Annotated in this window: 15 protein-coding genes; 7 read left to right on the forward strand and 8 right to left on the reverse strand. The window is 54.6% G+C overall.

The window, feature by feature from the left end:
• Positions 1-49: 49 nt before the first annotated feature.
• The 3 genes from ACUW6V_RS01140 to hglS form a co-directional block, all read right to left on the reverse strand.
• Positions 50-1,705, reverse strand: a complete 1,656-nt coding sequence (locus ACUW6V_RS01140; protein ID WP_454037890.1) for a glucan biosynthesis protein — start codon at positions 1,703-1,705, stop codon at positions 50-52.
• Positions 1,706-2,267: 562 nt separating this feature from the next.
• Positions 2,268-3,779, reverse strand: a complete 1,512-nt coding sequence (locus tag ACUW6V_RS01145) for a carboxylesterase/lipase family protein (RefSeq protein WP_319705869.1) — start codon at positions 3,777-3,779, stop codon at positions 2,268-2,270.
• 44 nt (positions 3,780-3,823) lie between these two features.
• Positions 3,824-5,167, reverse strand: coding sequence for a 2-oxoadipate dioxygenase/decarboxylase HglS (gene hglS / locus ACUW6V_RS01150; protein WP_454037891.1), 1,344 nt, complete (start codon positions 5,165-5,167; stop codon positions 3,824-3,826).
• Positions 5,168-5,182: 15 nt separating this feature from the next.
• Here hglS and ACUW6V_RS01155 point away from each other — a divergent pair, with 15 nt between their 5' ends.
• The 3 genes from ACUW6V_RS01155 to ACUW6V_RS01165 all read left to right on the forward strand — a co-directional run bounded on the left by ACUW6V_RS01155 (position 5,183) and on the right by ACUW6V_RS01165 (position 7,631).
• Positions 5,183-5,512, forward strand: coding sequence for a hypothetical protein (locus ACUW6V_RS01155; RefSeq protein WP_087599756.1), 330 nt, complete (start codon positions 5,183-5,185; stop codon positions 5,510-5,512).
• A gap of 8 nt (positions 5,513-5,520) precedes the next feature.
• Entirely contained in the window at positions 5,521-6,450 is a 930-nt protein-coding gene (locus ACUW6V_RS01160; protein WP_014728810.1) for a LysR substrate-binding domain-containing protein, read from the forward strand.
• 113 nt (positions 6,451-6,563) lie between these two features.
• Positions 6,564-7,631 carry an alkene reductase gene (locus tag ACUW6V_RS01165; protein WP_105595934.1) on the forward strand — a complete coding sequence of 356 codons (1,068 nt, stop codon included), beginning with the start codon at positions 6,564-6,566 and terminating at the stop codon, positions 7,629-7,631.
• A gap of 121 nt (positions 7,632-7,752) precedes the next feature.
• Here the strand turns inward: ACUW6V_RS01165 and ACUW6V_RS01170 are convergent, their stop codons facing one another.
• From ACUW6V_RS01170 to ACUW6V_RS01185, 4 genes are all read right to left on the reverse strand, one after another.
• The gene (locus ACUW6V_RS01170; RefSeq protein WP_004385277.1) at positions 7,753-8,253 is read right to left on the reverse strand and encodes a YciE/YciF ferroxidase family protein; all 501 of its coding nucleotides are present in this window, start codon (positions 8,251-8,253) and stop codon (positions 7,753-7,755) included.
• A gap of 195 nt (positions 8,254-8,448) precedes the next feature.
• The gene (locus ACUW6V_RS01175) at positions 8,449-10,146 is read right to left on the reverse strand and encodes a methyl-accepting chemotaxis protein (RefSeq protein ID WP_038880353.1); all 1,698 of its coding nucleotides are present in this window, start codon (positions 10,144-10,146) and stop codon (positions 8,449-8,451) included.
• A gap of 174 nt (positions 10,147-10,320) precedes the next feature.
• Positions 10,321-11,439 (reverse strand): S-(hydroxymethyl)glutathione dehydrogenase/class III alcohol dehydrogenase, encoded by a 1,119-nt coding sequence (locus ACUW6V_RS01180; RefSeq protein ID WP_007901873.1) that lies wholly within the window; start codon positions 11,437-11,439, stop codon positions 10,321-10,323.
• 31 nt (positions 11,440-11,470) lie between these two features.
• Positions 11,471-11,746, reverse strand: a complete 276-nt coding sequence (locus ACUW6V_RS01185) for a metal/formaldehyde-sensitive transcriptional repressor (RefSeq protein WP_004386881.1) — start codon at positions 11,744-11,746, stop codon at positions 11,471-11,473.
• Between the two features lie 285 nt (positions 11,747-12,031).
• Here ACUW6V_RS01185 and ACUW6V_RS01190 point away from each other — a divergent pair, with 285 nt between their 5' ends.
• The 3 genes from ACUW6V_RS01190 (at position 12,032) to ACUW6V_RS01200 (ending at position 14,407) form a co-directional block, all read left to right on the forward strand.
• Positions 12,032-12,547: a hypothetical protein gene (locus ACUW6V_RS01190; protein ID WP_312590342.1), complete on the forward strand. Its 516-nt coding sequence runs from the start codon at positions 12,032-12,034 to the stop codon at positions 12,545-12,547.
• Positions 12,548-12,549: 2 nt separating this feature from the next.
• Complete coding sequence (locus ACUW6V_RS01195) at positions 12,550-13,422, forward strand: Kiwa anti-phage protein KwaB-like domain-containing protein (protein ID WP_312590343.1); 873 nt, start codon at positions 12,550-12,552, stop codon at positions 13,420-13,422.
• A 502-nt stretch (positions 13,423-13,924) separates the two neighbouring features.
• Positions 13,925-14,407, forward strand: a complete 483-nt coding sequence (locus tag ACUW6V_RS01200) for a DUF2778 domain-containing protein (RefSeq protein ID WP_097640646.1) — start codon at positions 13,925-13,927, stop codon at positions 14,405-14,407.
• 356 nt (positions 14,408-14,763) lie between these two features.
• Here the strand turns inward: ACUW6V_RS01200 and ACUW6V_RS01205 are convergent, their stop codons facing one another.
• Entirely contained in the window at positions 14,764-14,988 is a 225-nt protein-coding gene (locus tag ACUW6V_RS01205) for a DUF2188 domain-containing protein (protein WP_029039387.1), read from the reverse strand.
• A 351-nt stretch (positions 14,989-15,339) separates the two neighbouring features.
• On the opposite strand from ACUW6V_RS01205, the gene ACUW6V_RS01210 reads away from it, so the two are divergent.
• Complete coding sequence (locus ACUW6V_RS01210) at positions 15,340-15,699, forward strand: hypothetical protein (protein ID WP_069682190.1); 360 nt, start codon at positions 15,340-15,342, stop codon at positions 15,697-15,699.
• Positions 15,700-15,710: the final 11 nt, after the last annotated feature.

Here is a 15,710-nt window from a genome sequence, read left to right on the forward strand (position 1 = left end):
CCTGAGCGCAAAAAAAAGCCCCGTCGAAACGGGGCTTGTGGAGAGCAGCTTAGCGCATCTGCCGGTCATCGACATATTTGCGTTTATCCGGCGCGGGCGGGAAATATTGCCACAGCCAGGTCTCGCTGATGGCCTCGCCCTGGCAGCGCAGGAACATGCGCATTTCGACTGGATCGACGGAGTCGGACGTCGGGTACCAGTCGAACTGAATGCGGTAGCCATCGAACGGCTCGACGTAAAGGATTTCCACCTGTTTCGCCTCGCCGCTGGAGAGCGTGATCACAGGCTCGATGCCGCGCGGTGCGGCGCCTTTGAGATCGCCGCCCACAAAATCCACGGCGACACGGCGCGACCACTGCGCCGGGAAGTTCTCGCCCGGCGCCCAGCCTTCCGGGAAGCTGCCCATCCCGGTGCGGGTGGCGTAAACGCGCGCCAGCGGCGTGCGTACCGGCGCATCGCCGCTCCAGTAGAGGCGATACTGGAAGTTAAGCTTATCCCCGGCGCGGATCGGTTTTTCCGGCTGCCAGAAGCAAACAATGTTATCGAGCGTTTCGCCGGTGGTCGGGATTTCCATCAGCGCAACGGTGCCTTTGCCCCAGCGGTTGCGCGGCTCCACCCACAGGCTCGGGCGCTTGTTATACCAGCCCATCACATCCTGATAGCTCTCGAATTTATGATCGGTCTGCAACAGGCCAAACCCTTTCGGGTTTTCATCCGCGAAGGCGTTGAATTGCAGGCGTTGCGGGTTATTGAGCGGGCGGCACACCCACTCGCCGTTGCCGCGCCACATCGCCAGGCGGTCGGAGTCGTGGATTTGCGGGTGAATGGTGTCGCACATGCGGCGCTCATTGGTGCCGCAGCTGAACATACTTGTCATCGGCGCGATGCCGAGCTGTTTGATGTCTTTGCGCGCGAACAGGAAGTTTTCCACTTCCATAATCACCTGGCTTGATTCGCAGTGGATGATGAACTTATACGCGCCGGTCACGCTCGGGCTGTCCAGCAGCGCATAGGCCACAAACGTAGTGTCCTGCGCTTTCGGCGTTTCAAACCAGAAGGCGGTGAAATCCGGGAACTCTTCCGGCGTGTCGGTAAAGGTATCGACCGCCAGCCCACGCGCCGACAGCCCGTACTGGAAGGTGCTGTCTACCGCGCGGAAATAGCTCGCGCCGAGGAAGGAGACGATATCGCGACGCGCCAGCTCCGGCGCTTTAAACGCGCGAAAACCAGCGAAGCCGAGATCGGTCTGCCCTTCCAGCTGGCGGGTATCGACGCCCGCGTCGTGGTAGTTAAAGAGTTCAGGGCGGAAATGCACTTCGCGGGCCTGGCGGGTCGCCGGATCGAGCGAGAACATCCGCACCCGGCGGCGAAAGCCCATGCCGACGTGGAAGAACTGCACATCGAGCTGGCGGCCCTCGATGTTATTCCACAGCGAATGCCCGGCGTCATACTGAATACTGTTATAGGCCTGTGGGGTGAGCTTTGCGAGCGTGTCGGGCAGCGGTCGCGGCGCGCCGCCCCACGGTTTCTGCGCAAGCTCAGAGGCCATAGCCTGTAACACGCTGAAATCAAAGGCGCGCGTCTGGCCGTCCGCGATATCGGACTCCTGCGCCCAGGCGTTGCGGGAGAAAAGCGTGGCGAGACCTGGAGTGCCGCATGCCGCGGCGAGGGCCAACGAGGCCTTGATAAAACGTCTGCGGTTCATGCCTGAAAACCGTCCTTTTTTGTCGAGGTATTTCGCGAGGCCGAAGCCTGGCGGCGGCAAATGTTACAAGCAATATGACCGCTCACTCTAGACAAAATTCAGGATGAAGCCAACAGGCCGCTGAAAAATTAAATAATTTCTTATTTTTCAGCTTAATAGATGCATAAAGCTGGGTAAATTTATGTCAGGCGCGACGGTACGGGCAGCCGTAAAATCAACGGGTTATTTTATGCGCACCCGCTAAAGCCACGCGGCGCGGCGGGTTTCGGAGGGATTCGCGGGAACCATCACAAAAAACGATGACCCGCCATCTTGCCAGCCGCACCGGGACAGGATAGTTTCTGCCACGCAGAGACTGGCGGCGTCGCGCCGTTCAGGCCCCTGTATATGCCTATAATATTCCTCCCTGTGGGAGGGGCCGACACCAGCACGATACAAAACCGTCGGCCAACACCATAATTTTAATGATGATAGCTCACGGTGGCCCGGCTTCGCCGGGTTCTCTTTCGGGAAACACCACTATGGCCCCACGCCCCCGCGCGGGGTTTTGCTTTTTAAGCCCTTAATCCAGCGTTACGTGGTAGCGCATCACCCGCTTAAAGAGCGCGAGACGCGCGCGCATAAAGCGGTTTTCCAGCCGCCACCCCGCCTTTTTATCAAGCCCGATACGCAGCAGGCGGTCGCGACCGCGCACGCAGGCGAGCCAGCGCACCGGGCCGTCAAGCGCCTGGCTTTGCGCGCTGGCGTGTTTTGCAAAGCTGACCCAGTAATCCGCCACTTGTCCTGCGAAAGCGCGATCCGCCGCCGTGGCGTAGTTTTTAAGCGGCTCTACCTGGTCCAGATTATCAAACACATACGGCACTTCATTGCCGTGCCACGCGCCGTTGGCGAACGTCTCGCGCTCGCCTTCGGCCACATAATCAAACCAGTAGCGCCAGCACGGCACGCCGCGTCGGCTCTGCGCCTGCATCACCACAAAGCCGAGCGTGGTAAACGCCATATCGCGACAGACCTGTCGCCCCAGTTCGCGGTCACCGCGCACGCCCGGGTACAGCAGCCGGATAAGCCCGAGCCCGAAACGCCGCTCGCGGCGCAGCTTACGGATCTGTTCTTCCAGATTGACGCCGAAATAGGCCAGCACGCTGGCTTCATCGCTGTTGCTGCCAACCATTACCGGCATCGGATGCTGGCGCGCCGCGAAGAAGGTCTCCAGCATCGGCTCCGGCAGCACGATATCGCCCGCAATCGGCGCAGGCCCGGTGACATACGGCGCGGTGAGCGGCCAGAAGGCATCGGCGGGCAGCGCGCGCAAATCGGCGGCTGTGGGGTTATCAAGCCCGAGATGGCGGCTGAGCGCCGCGCCATTAATGAGCGCTTTACGGCGCGGGATATCCGGCAGCGTATAGCCGCTCTGAATGATCGCTTTATGGAACAACCCTTTCGCAAGCGGTGAGGCCATCAGCGACAGCACGCTGCGCGCGCCTGCGGATTCCCCGAATAACGTGACATTGTCACGGTCTCCGCCAAAAGCAGCGATGTTATCCTGCACCCAGCGCAGCGCGGCGATTTGATCGAGCAGCGCAAAGTTATAAACCGGCCCGGCGGGATCGTCGCCTTCGAGCGCCGGATGGGCGAAAAACCCCAGATGCCCGAGCCGGTAATTAATCGTTACCAGCACCACGCCGCGACGCGCCAGCGCCTGGCCGTCATACGGCGGCAGACTGCCCGCGCCGAGCGTGAAGCCGCCGCCGTGCAGCCAGACCATCACCGGCAGCGGCGTCTCGCGCGCCACCGGTGCCCAGACGTTGAGATAGAGACAATCTTCGCTGAACGCGCCCGGATCGCCCCCGGCAAGCTCGCGGCAAAACCCGGCGTTCTGCCAGCTGGCGGCAGAAAAGGCGGTCGCGTCGCGCACGCCCTGCCAGGCGGTTAGCGGCTGCGGCGCGCGCCAGCGGCGTTCTCCCACCGGCGGCGCGGCATACGGAATGCCCCGCCACACGGCGATATCATTTTCAGTAAGCCCACGCACGTCGCCGTGCGTGGTGGTGACAATCGGCATATCCAGGTTGCGCATTACGGCTTCCTTTTTTTAATGGCAATCCTGGGAGCGTAGCCGTTTCAGAGCAGACCGCAACGTCGTTTGCTGCGATCTTCCGCCTCCTGATAGAGCGCAAACTCATCCAGCACCGGGCAGCCGAGCGCCGCTTCAAAGGTGTCGCGGCTGGCGTTGCCGTGGCGGCGCGCCCGCGCATCCTCGCCGAGATTAGACTGGAAAATTCCCGCCGCGCTGACCGGCAGAAAATCTTCATAGATAATCGGCTGCGCCACCAGCCAGCCGCGCTCGATGAGCGTCTGCGGATCGTCGCCGGGGCGAATGGCGTGACGGTGCGTATCGCCCACCGGCGTCAGGCGGTAGCGGAAATAGGCCAGCCCCTGGCGGCGCAGCAGCGTGTCGCTGTCCGGGAAGCGGCTGAACGCCTCCTGCAAATGTAACTGATGCGTGAGGTTATCCTTCCCGCTGCCCGCCGCCGCCAGCAGTTCGTCATAAAGCGCGCGGCCTTTGGGCGTCAGCGCCATACCGCGCTGTTCGATCTCACCAAAGCGCGCGGTGTGCGTGCCGGGGCTGTCGCCGCCAAAGCGAATCGGCTCTTCCAGCGCTTTAAAGCTGGTCTGGCGCAGCAGAATAGGAAATTCGCGGCGCGGCGGGCCTTCAATCACGGCTTTCGGCTCGATGCCATACTCCGGCATCAGCGCCTGCACGCGGTCGATATCCAGCGTGCGCGGCGTCAGGTGGTTGATGTGACAACCGCGAAAGCAGACCACATCGGCAATTAACCGGTGTTCATCATGAAGCGCCTGATAGGTGGCGGCGTCCACCGTCGCATGGCTGTGCCAGCGGAACGTTTCCAGCGCTTCGCGCACAAACTCCTGCGCCTGGTCGGCGTTAAACTCGCCCTGCTCGTCGTAAATGTTCAGCAGCTCATAGCAGCGGCGCGTAAAGATATCGCGCCGGGCGAGCACGGCGGCGGCGCGCTTACGCAGCTTTTCATCTTCGATAAGCTCAAGGCGCAGCAGCGAGGTGAAAATACGAAACGGATTTCGCGCCAGCGCCACGTCATCCACCGGGCGAAACGCCGTGGAGTGCACCGGCACGCCCGCCTGAGAGAGATCGTAATAGCTGACCGGGTACATCCCCATAATGGCGAAAATGCGTCGAAGCGTCGCCAGCTCCTCAGCGGTGCCGACGCGAATCGCGCCGTGGCGCTCGACGTTCAGCCGCGCCAGTTCATCAGCGTTGGCGAGCTGCTCATGCAGCTGCGGGTGGCTTTCCAGTACCGCCAGATTCACGTCGGCCACCAGTTCCAGCAGCGTGCCGTACTGCGGCACCTCTTGCTGATACATGGCCGACATGGCCTGCGAAAAATGTTCCCGAATCTCATCTGCCGTGATGCTGTTCGCCATGGTGTCGTGCCTCCAGTGAATATTGCTGAGATTGTAGAGAATCGCGGCAGTTTCAGCGGTGAAGAATTCACAATTTGTGATCCAAAACGTAACAAGGCATCCGCCGCTGCACGCCAGGCAAAACGCGCGACAAAACAAACGGGAACGGCGGTTTTAACCCGTCCGCCTTGCGCCGTCGGGTTTACCGGCCGTCATATGAAAATCCTCTGGCGATCCGCACGTTACGGTTTGCGCTTTTCACCGGACGATGATGTTGCATATTTATCTGTTTTGTTAATATTATTTTGCTATCAAGTTATCAAAATTAAACAACTTACCTTGTCACGGCTCCCGCTCTGTTTTTAACATCAGTTATGGAAAAAAACGGTTTGTTCTCCCAGCGCATTCGCTTGCGCCACTTGCACACTTTCGTCGCCGTCGCTCAGCAGGGAACCCTCGGGCGTGCGGCTGAAACCCTTAATCTTAGCCAGCCAGCGCTATCAAAAACACTCAACGAGCTGGAGCAACTCACCGGCGCGCGGCTGTTTGAACGTGGACGCCTCGGCGCGCAGCTGACGCTGCCCGGCGAGCAGTTTCTGACGCATGCGCTGAAAATCCTCGATGCTCTCAATCACGCAGGCCAGGCGCTCAACCGCAAGCCGGACGAAGGCTGCGATGTGGTGCGCGTCGGCGCGCTGCCGACCGCCGCGCTCGGCGTATTGCCTGCAGTGATTGGCCCGTTTCACAAGCAGCAGAGCGATATCACGCTGCAGGTGGCCATTATGAATAACACCATGCTGCTGGCGGGCCTGAAATCGGGCGAGCTGGATATCGGCGTGGGCCGGATGTCCGATCCGGAACTGATGAACGGGCTGAATTACGAGCTGCTGTTTATGGAATCCCTGAAGCTGGTCGTGCGCCCCGGACACCCGCTGTTACAGGATACCGTTACCCTGAGCCGCGTGATGGAGTGGCCGGTGGTGGTCTCGCCGAAAGGCACCGTGCCGCGCGACAACGCGGAAACGCTGCTGGCAAGCCAGGGCTGCCAGCTTCCCTCCACCTGTATCGAAACGCTTTCGGCGTCGCTCTCGCGCCAGCTGACCGTCGATTACAACTACGTCTGGTTTGTGCCGTCGGGCGCGGTGAAAGAAGATTTACGCCAGGGAACGCTGACGGCGCTGCCCATTGCCATTCCCGGCCCCGGCGAGCCTATCGGCATTCTGACGCGCGTCGATGCCCCGCTCTCTCAGGGCGCGCGGGCGCTGCTGTCGTCGATTCGTAAATCAATGCTCAACGGCGGCTGAACGCGCGCCGGGGAATACGTTAGCGTGAAAAGTAATAAGCCCCGAGGCTTGCCATCCGGCGCGTGATATCGTTTAAATGACAGACACGCCTTTATCCTGACGGGAGTTCTGTTATGTCAACGCTGTTAGAACCGGTAAACATCGGCGCGCTGGAGTTAAAAAACCGCGTCGTGATGGCGCCGCTGACGCGCATGCGCGCAGTGAATGACCGCACGCCGGGCGAAATCGTCAAAACGTATTACACACAGCGCGCCAGCGCCGGGCTTATCTTCACTGAAGCCACCTCTGTGACGCCGCAGGGCGTCGGCTACCCGAACACGCCGGGGATCTGGTCGGAAAAACAGGTCAGCGCGTGGCGCGAAATCGTTGATGCGGTGCACCAGGCGGGCGGCAAGATGGTACTGCAACTCTGGCACGTGGGCCGCGTCTCCGACCCGGTCTTTCTGAACGGTGAAAAACCTGTCGCGCCGAGCGCTATCGCCCCGGAAGGCCACGTGACGACGGTGCGCCCGAAACGCCCTTACGACACCCCGCGCGCGCTGGAAACCCATGAAATTCCGGGCATCGTGGAAGATTTCCGCCGGGCGGCGATCAACGCCAAACGCGCGGGCTTTGACGGCGTGGAAATTCATGCGGCGAACGGCTATCTGTTCGATCAGTTCCTGCATGACGGCTCCAACCAGCGTACCGATCAATACGGCGGCAGCATTGAAAACCGCGCCCGCTTCCTGCTGGAAACGGTGGACGCGCTGCTGACCGAATGGCCCGCCGACCGCGTTGGGGTGCACCTCAACCTGATGTCTAACTCCTATTCAATGCACGATTCCAACCCGGTGGCGATGTTCGGCTACGTGCTGGAGCAACTGAACACGCGCCGTCTGGCGTTTATCTTCTCGCGTGAGGCGCTGGACACGCCCAACCGCGTCGGCCCGCAGATCCGCCATAAATTCACCGGCGCGTGGATTGCCAACGAAGGGTTAACCAAAGAGAGCGCCGAGGCGGTCATTGCGAGCGGCGAAGCGGACGCGGCGGCGTTCGGCAAACTTTATATCGCAAACCCCGATCTGGTGGAGCGGTTTCGCAGAAACGGGCCTTATAACCCGCTTAACGACGCGACCATCTACGCCGAAGGCGCGACGGGCTATACCGACTATCCGTTCCTTGATGACAATACGCAGTAAAAATAAACCTCTCTTCCGGGCGCTACGGCGCCCTTTTCTTTTTGCGCAGGCATAAAAAAACCCCCGGTAAGCCGGGGGTGGGGCGTGCGCGCTTTGAGGGTAAAGCGCAGGTAAGCGGGGGTTACGCCGCTTTGGAGGCTTTCGCGTTAATCGCCGTTTCTGCGATGGTGGTCAGCTTGCCGTCGGTGGATTTCTCCTCCTCAAGCGTGGCTGCCAGCAGTTTTTTCGCGTCTTTATAGCCCAACTGTTCTGCCAGGGTGCAGAGCGTGCCGTAGGCGGCAATTTCATAGTGCTCCACTTTCTGCGCGGCAGCGATAAGGCCTGCGTCACGCACCGGGCCCTGCTCAATTTCGTCGATCACTTCCTGGCCTTCTTCAATCAGCCCTTCCATCGCCACGCATTTGATGCGGCGCAGTTTGAGCTCAGGCACGCTTTCTACCACCTGATCGATGCGTTCAATCTGGCCCCGGGTTTCCTCGAGATGAGCGCGGAATGCCGCGGCCAGCTTTTCATCAGAAGCCGCGCGTGCAAGCTTCGGCAGAGCGCGGGTCAGCTGTTTCTCTGCGCTATAGGTGTCTGAAAGTAAATGTACAAAAAGATCCTGAGCGGTTTTGATCTGCATCTCTTGCCTCCATAGGGTTGTCAAAAGTAAAGCCCTTTAAGCATGGACAAGGAATGCGGAAATAAGCCAGGCGGCAAACGCGAAAAGTGATACAGCATAATCCGAAAACGGTGCGCAAAAAAAAAGCCGCTCACGGGAGCGGCAAAGGTCAGGCTAAGAGTATGGCGACGGGCAGACTGCGCTGCCCTTGATAGATCAGAAGGTTTCCCAGTGCTCGCTTTGGGCGAGCGCCGCGCGCGGTACAACCGGCGCCAGCGGCTGTGCGGCAGGCGGTTGCGGCTCGTTTTTACGCGCGGCTGAAGCGCCACTTAAGCGGAACGCGCCGACGGCCTGGGTGAGACGTCCGGCCTGCTCTTCGAGCGATACCGCCGCGGCCGACGCCTCTTCTACCAGCGAGGCGTTCTGCTGCGTCACGTTGTCCATTTCGGCGATGGCCTGCGCCACCTGCTCAATGCCCTGGCGCTGTTCATCCGACGCCGCCGCGATCTCCAGCATGATGTCGGTCAGACGTTTCACCGCCTCGACGATGCCCTTCATGGTATCGCCCGCGTTAACCACTTCGCTGGAGCCGCGATCGATGAGCGCTACCGATTCGCTGATAAGCCCTTCAATCTCTTTCGCCGCCTGGGCGCTGCGGCTCGCCAGCGTGCGCACTTCACTGGCGACGACCGCGAAGCCGCGGCCCTGTTCGCCCGCGCGCGCCGCTTCCACCGCGGCGTTAAGCGCGAGGATGTTGGTCTGGAAGGCGATGCTGTTAATCACCGCCGTGATTTCAGAGATTTTCTTCGAGCTGCTGGAGATATTGCCCATCGTGGTGACGACACCGGAGACGATCTGCCCGCCGGTGGTGGCTTTACCGGAGGCGTCCTGCGCCAGTTTGCTGGCGTGGTGGGCGTTATCGGCGTTCTGTTTCACGGTGGCGGTCAGCTGTTCCATGCTGGCGGCAGTCTGCTCCAGCGCGGCGGCCTGCTGTTCGGTGCGTGAAGAGAGATCGGTGTTGCCCGCAGAGATTTCGCTGGTGCCCTGGTAAATCGCCTGCGCGCCTTCGCGCACGGCGCTGACGGTTTTCACCAGCGATCGCTGCATCATTTGCAGGTGCTGGCTCAGGCGGCCGATTTCACTGCGCCCTGTCGCCTCTTCCGGCAGCGTCAGATCGCCGCTGGCGATGGTTTCAATGCGCGTCGCCGCATGTTGCAGCGGAACGATAACCACGCGACGCAGGACCACGAAGGTGAGCAGCGACATCACCAGCGCAACAATAAACGCGGCGACCATCACCATCAGGCTGAAATGGGTGCGGCTGCTGGCGTCACTGCGCAGTTGCTCAACGCGCTCGGTGCGGCTCGCCAGCGCTTTCGCCAGCACCTGGTTGTAGTCGTCGTCAAGCTTGCGGGCGGTTTCGTTTTCATGTTCGATAATCGCTTCGAACATGCCGTTTTTGGCATATTTCAGCATCGGCGCAAGGCCGCTGATGTAGGCGTCGTAACGGGCTTTCAGCTCGCTGTCGAGCGCCGCTTCTGAATCCGCGTGCGTCTCGCGATCCATATACTGTTTAAAGCCAACGTTGGCCTGCGCTATCGCTTTTTCCGCATCGGCGATGTTGCGTTTCATCGCGTCCATCTCCGCGACACGGCTGGCCGCACCGGCGTGGATCATGTTGATACGCGCGGTGCGAAGCTGGTTGGCGCTGTCCGCAAGCCCACTGCGGATCTGTATTTCCTGCGTTACGTTGTTGAGCGCGCTGTCGCCCTGCATAAGGAAGTATCCAGCCAGCCCGCCGCAAAGCGCGAACAACACCAGAATCCCTCCCAGGATGACGGAGAACAGCGGGACAAGCCGAATGTGATGCCAGAAGCTGAGCGCCCCGGCATCACGGGTTGTTGTTTTATTCATGGCCACGATTTCCCTTTGGGTAAGATGCAATATAGAGTCTTGCCTTTAGGACATCGGCAGAATGGCGTAAACGCTTACCCTTAAAAGCGATACCTGGCTCACAGATTCGAAAAGAGGGGCTAAAACCGGGGGAAGTGAAGAGGCCAGCGGTCGCTAAACCGCTGGCAGATAAGGTTATTTGTCGCCGAAGTGGATAACGGTACGAATCGATTTGCCTTCGTGCATCAGGTCAAACGCCTCGTTGATTTTCTCAAGCGGCAGGCGGTGGGTGATGAAAGGATCGAGGCGAATCTTGCCCGCCATCGCGTCTTCCACCATGCCCGGCAGCTGGGTGCGCCCTTTCACGCCGCCGAACGCCGAACCGCGCCAGACGCGGCCTGTCACCAGCTGGAACGGACGCGTTTTGATCTCCTGGCCTGCGCCCGCCACGCCGATGATAACGCTTTCACCCCAGCCTTTATGGCAGCATTCCAGCGCCGCGCGCATCACGTTGACGTTGCCGATGCACTCGAAGCTGAAATCGACGCCGCCGTCGGTCATCTCAACGATAACGTCCTGAATCGGCTTGTCGTAATCCTTCGGGTTAACGAAATCGGTCGCGCCCATTTCGCCCGCCAGCTTGAATTTCTCCGGGTTGGTGTCGATGGCCAGAATGCGCCCGGCCTTCGCCTGTACCGCGCCCTGGATTACCGCAAGGCCAATACCGCCGAGACCGAACACGGCAACCGTATCGCCCTCTTTGACTTTAGCGGTGTTATGCACCGCGCCGATACCGGTGGTGACGCCGCAGCCCAGCAGGCAGACTTTATCGAGTGGCGCCTGCGGGTTTACTTTCGCCAGTGAAATCTCAGCGCAAACGGTGTATTCGCTGAAGGTGCTGGTGCCCATATAGTGATAAACCGGCTCGCCGTTATATGAGAAACGGGTGGTGCCATCCGGCATCAGGCCTTTGCCCTGGGTGGCGCGCACGGCCTGGCAAAGGTTGGTTTTACCGGATTTACAGAACTTACACTCGCCGCATTCGGCGGTATAAAGCGGGATCACATGGTCGCCCGGCTTCAGGCTGGTAACGCCCTCGCCCACTTCCACGACCACGCCGCCGCCTTCATGGCCGAGCACCGCCGGGAAGACGCCTTCCGGATCGTCGCCGGAGAGCGTGAACGCATCGGTGTGGCACACGCCGGTGTGGGTAATTTTGACCAGCACTTCGCCCTTTTTCGGCGGCGCGACGTCAATCTCAACGATTTCCAGCGGTTTGCCAGGGCCAAATGCGACTGCTGCACGTGATTTCATAATGTCCTTCCGTTGTAGTGAGTCGTCGTAGTTATTTTAGATAAGCACGCAAAAGCTGGCCGATTTCCGCCATCCGCTGCGCGCGCTGCTCCGGCGTGGTGTCGCCGCTGACCAGCTCATCTTTTAAGTGAATTTCCACCATTTCGCCCATCAGGCCGTTGGCGGCGCCGCGCACGGCGGCGATTTGCTGGAGGATGTGGAGACAGGGTTCACCCGCTTCCAGCGCGCGCTCCAGCGCCTCCGCCTGCCCGCGAATGCGGCGTACGCGGGTAAGAATGCGTTTTTTGTCTTCAGGAGAATGCGGCATGGTTTTCGCCTCATGGATACTATAGGGGGGTATTGTATTCATTTTACTACTACGAATCTAGAAGTAACGTGACATAGCAAGATTATTTTCCCGACATTCAGTAAAATTTTTTAGACTTCAGCACTTTTTTTCCTCACTTTATGACTGTAAGGCAGACAGTTGAAAATTATAATCCATTGATTTCAAGGCAGTATCTGTGTTACACCTTAACCACATTAAAGTCATGGTTAATTATCGAAAGGAAAATGCGTACACTGTATATATCAACAGTATATGGAGGGTTCTATGCTGAGCTTCATAGCGAAATATATACTTACAGCCAGCGCTGTTGCCCCAGTGTGCATTACGCTTTCATTTGTTGCATGGCTAAATGGCAACCAGTTATATTCTATCTTCAGCTTAAGTCTAGCTTTATTAAGCTTCTTTTTGTGTTGGTTAACTTTGCGTATTGTCAGAAAAGCAGTAAGCGAAACCCATGTTAATTTAACTTCCTTAACCCCTGCTAATAAGGAGATCACCAATTATTTTTTAGCATATTTATTTCCCTTGATTACTGACGACAAGTTAATAGAAAATATTTGGCTGGCCGTCTTTTTTTACATTAGTCTTTTCGTATATATTGGGTTTTCAGGCAGCTACTCTTTTAATCCTATAATGTCATTCCTGGGCTATAAGTTTTATGAAGCAGAGGATGATACAAATGTTTCCTTCGTTTTGATATCTAAAAAGGCATTACAGAAAGGTAATGTGAAAGGACTAAAAGTCGTCCAACTTACTGATCATACATTCATGAAGGTCTAATTATGGAATTATTTGCTCTAACCGAAGATGACATTACACCAGATGTGGTGAAAATTTCATTAGAGAAAAAGACATCTGGGAAAGTAAACAAACTTTTCACGGATATGATAACAGCTTTCCATGAAACATGTCCGAATTCTATGGATTATTCTGCTGATTACAAGCTTGAAAAAAATGAACACTATAGGTTGACTGGTTTTGATCAACACACACCTTTATCAGAAGCTTTAATCTCGCCAAAGGGCATTTCTGCATTAGATATTAATGATATTGGTCTTGATAAAATTAAGGCTCTTTTCACTGGTTCCTCTAATGGGCAACATATCTACATACAAAAATTTGACAAAGGGCAAGTAATAACCACGACAAATAGCTTTTTTTTCTTTGATAATACTAAAACTTTTGCCTCCCCCGAGCACAATGGCTTAACTATAGGTTCTAAATTAACAGCCATAATAGAAAAAAACACTTTATTATTTAGAAATTTCAATAACTTAAGACGTATTTTTAATATGGACAAATACTATCGTGAAGCTACTGATGGTGAACTAAAATCATTTCAAGAAAGTGATGTTTTCCATTGTGAAGATGGTTTTAAACTTTCAGACTTTGACGACACCGTAATTCGTAGAAAAGTTACGTTACTCAATATGTCTGGTGTTTTGAAAGAGCATACAATAGAAACTCTTCAAGAGGCTGCAAGTGAGCTAAACCACCCATTAGATATAATACAGCTTGAGGGTGAAAATAAAATAAAACTTCCAAACAACAAAAAAGAGATAAAAATGTTACTTAGCTTCCTTGATTCAGATATATATATATCTGCAATTAACGGAATAAAATATCGTTCTAACTCTAAAACAAGAATTGTGTAATAATTGAGCCTTGTTAGCTTTCAGCACAGAACTCTTTCCCATGGGCGAGTAGAATTATCACACTTGCCCCAATATTTCTCTGAAAACAAAAAAAACAAAATAAAACAATAATATCAATGACTTAAATGACCACTCATATAGAATGGGTATGGTATAGAAGAGCATCTATCTCTGCAAATGATCATTCTCAGGCGAAAAGTTTTGGCCAGAAGGCAAACGGCTTTGGATAAATACGCGAACAGGTAATTGAGCCGGTGAATAAATACAACAAATACAATTCAATTTATTGATTCTATAAAACTTATAGCACAATTAATCAAAAGTACAGGCGTTAAAACCGGCATTTTATTTTTCCTCTACTTTCAGGATTTTTATGCCTTTTCAATCTTTATATCTTTATATGACTTAACAATCGCCGTTAATGCACCAAACATTTGTTAAAAACAACCTTACATTTAAGAGTTAAAAATTTTAGCGATAACATTCACATGGAGTGATGGTAATGGATCTACTACGGTGTACTTTCCATCTTAATGGGAAAAGTATTGGCACGCTTTCATGTCCGGGTGTCGGTTTTTTCTCAGCTTTTTCTGGTAATAGTTCTGCTACTAATAACCCAACTAAAACGGAGCTAAAAGATATTGGCCCCTTACCGTGTGGGCGTTACTACATTATTTTACGTGGTAGGGGCGGTACCTTTGCCCGATTCAGGGATGATGCAAATGCTTTTTTTACTGGCTCGGATCGCAGCACCTGGTTTGCTTTGTATCGCGACGATGGGAAAATTGATGACAGTACACTTATCAATGGTGTACTTAGGGGAATGTTCCGTCTCCATCCGATTGGTCCAAGTGGGTTAAGTAAAGGATGCATCACGCTTTATAGTCAGCAGGATTTTGATATACTTGCCAGAGCTATTCTCCGAACAAGCGGGAAATACGTAGGAAATTATTTAATAGCGCATGGCGTTATACAGGTTTACTAATGAAATATTTATTAATGATATTTACATGGTTCATTATCTTCATTGTCACGGTGAAGACCCTCTACTTTTTCATACCAGCAACACTTCAATATGCCTTTGCAGAGCATATGGGGTATTACGGCGATGAAAGCGTAATGGACTTTATCTTATATGTTTTTACCTGCACTGCTATAGTGATCAGTTCACTTATGCTTTATCTCCTGTTTCGCCTTATGAAACGCGAATAAGTTGATGATATTTTAAAACAGCAAGACCTGAGACACGCAATAGATAAATTTGCATATCAATAAAAAGCAAAATTTGGACGCATTCGTTTTTTAATGAATATAGCCGCGAGTAAAGCGGCTATTTTTACCCTATCCTTTCGATTTTTTTGGATCATCTTTCCTGTGATAAGTTCTTTCTTCCTGGATCCTGCCATCTGATGTGTGAATTTTGACTGACGCTTTTTTATCAGCCATAAAATCCTGGGTCTGTCTAATCAGATCAGCCTTAGTGCCTGCCGTCTTGCTCGGCTTCGTATTACCTTCTTTTTGTAATTTCCACTTATCACCCTCTTTTGTGATGTGATAGTTATCCATATAAAACCTCCTGCATTGTTTATAGACTTACATAGCCATAAGATTTTATTTAAAATGGAAAGTGCCGTTTGTGAAATAGATCTTGTATTTACGAGTCTAGTTTCTCTGCTGTATTTTACTTATCCTACACAGACACGATTCTTTAGCTGTGAATCTCTATGACTTGGTAAGACGAAATTAATGATAGCAAAGTTCTTTTTATCACCAGTAAATTCATCAACTATTTATCTGCCTAAAAATCATTCACCAGTTGTATATATAACCCTCAACCAAACTAACAGCATGATATATCTCAATACCAACACCTTTGCAGGATGACATAACTGCCGCCCTGTAGAGGACAGGAGTGGTATGAAAAAATTATTGTTAGTGGCTTTACTCGCAATCTTCCCCCCATCCGTTTACCCCTTCGCGTTTGACAACAGTGTGCTGATGCTGCGCTGCCCCGGCAGGGAGACCATTGAAGTGATACTGCATCGCTATGAACATACGCAGGAGGCGTGGGGCCGCGATCATTTTGAAACCGGCGGCGGACGCACGCAGCGGGGAAGTTTAGTGATTTTCTCGTTCGCGAATCTGGACAGCATGGTGTATGACCAGATGACGCAGTCTTTCGGCTTCTGGTATCAGCGTGAAGCGAGATTCGTCCACTGCCAGCTTTTGAGCCTGCGCAACGCCTGGCCGGTGGATCTCCCGGTGTTTCGGGAATAAACCCGGCCGAA

The organism is Cronobacter sp. 153480017-3 (assembly GCF_053627815.1).

Bases quoted from the DNA above. Each gene is read 5' to 3' on its own strand.
- ACUW6V_RS01140 (WP_454037890.1), bottom strand. From the start codon at position 1,705: ATGAACCGCAGACGTTTTATCAAGGCCTCGTTGGCCCTCGCCGCGGCA.
- ACUW6V_RS01145 (WP_319705869.1), bottom strand. From the start codon at position 3,779: ATGCGCAACCTGGATATGCCGATTGTCACCACCACGCACGGCGACGTG.
- hglS (WP_454037891.1), bottom strand. From the start codon at position 5,167: ATGGCGAACAGCATCACGGCAGATGAGATTCGGGAACATTTTTCGCAG.
- ACUW6V_RS01160 (WP_014728810.1), top strand. From the start codon at position 5,521: ATGGAAAAAAACGGTTTGTTCTCCCAGCGCATTCGCTTGCGCCACTTG.
- ACUW6V_RS01165 (WP_105595934.1), top strand. From the start codon at position 6,564: ATGTCAACGCTGTTAGAACCGGTAAACATCGGCGCGCTGGAGTTAAAA.
- ACUW6V_RS01170 (WP_004385277.1), bottom strand. From the start codon at position 8,253: ATGCAGATCAAAACCGCTCAGGATCTTTTTGTACATTTACTTTCAGAC.
- ACUW6V_RS01175 (WP_038880353.1), bottom strand. From the start codon at position 10,146: ATGAATAAAACAACAACCCGTGATGCCGGGGCGCTCAGCTTCTGGCAT.
- ACUW6V_RS01180 (WP_007901873.1), bottom strand. From the start codon at position 11,439: ATGAAATCACGTGCAGCAGTCGCATTTGGCCCTGGCAAACCGCTGGAA.
- ACUW6V_RS01185 (WP_004386881.1), bottom strand. From the start codon at position 11,746: ATGCCGCATTCTCCTGAAGACAAAAAACGCATTCTTACCCGCGTACGC.
- ACUW6V_RS01190 (WP_312590342.1), top strand. From the start codon at position 12,032: ATGCTGAGCTTCATAGCGAAATATATACTTACAGCCAGCGCTGTTGCC.
- ACUW6V_RS01195 (WP_312590343.1), top strand. From the start codon at position 12,550: ATGGAATTATTTGCTCTAACCGAAGATGACATTACACCAGATGTGGTG.
- ACUW6V_RS01200 (WP_097640646.1), top strand. From the start codon at position 13,925: ATGGATCTACTACGGTGTACTTTCCATCTTAATGGGAAAAGTATTGGC.
- ACUW6V_RS01205 (WP_029039387.1), bottom strand. From the start codon at position 14,988: ATGGATAACTATCACATCACAAAAGAGGGTGATAAGTGGAAATTACAA.
- ACUW6V_RS01210 (WP_069682190.1), top strand. From the start codon at position 15,340: ATGAAAAAATTATTGTTAGTGGCTTTACTCGCAATCTTCCCCCCATCC.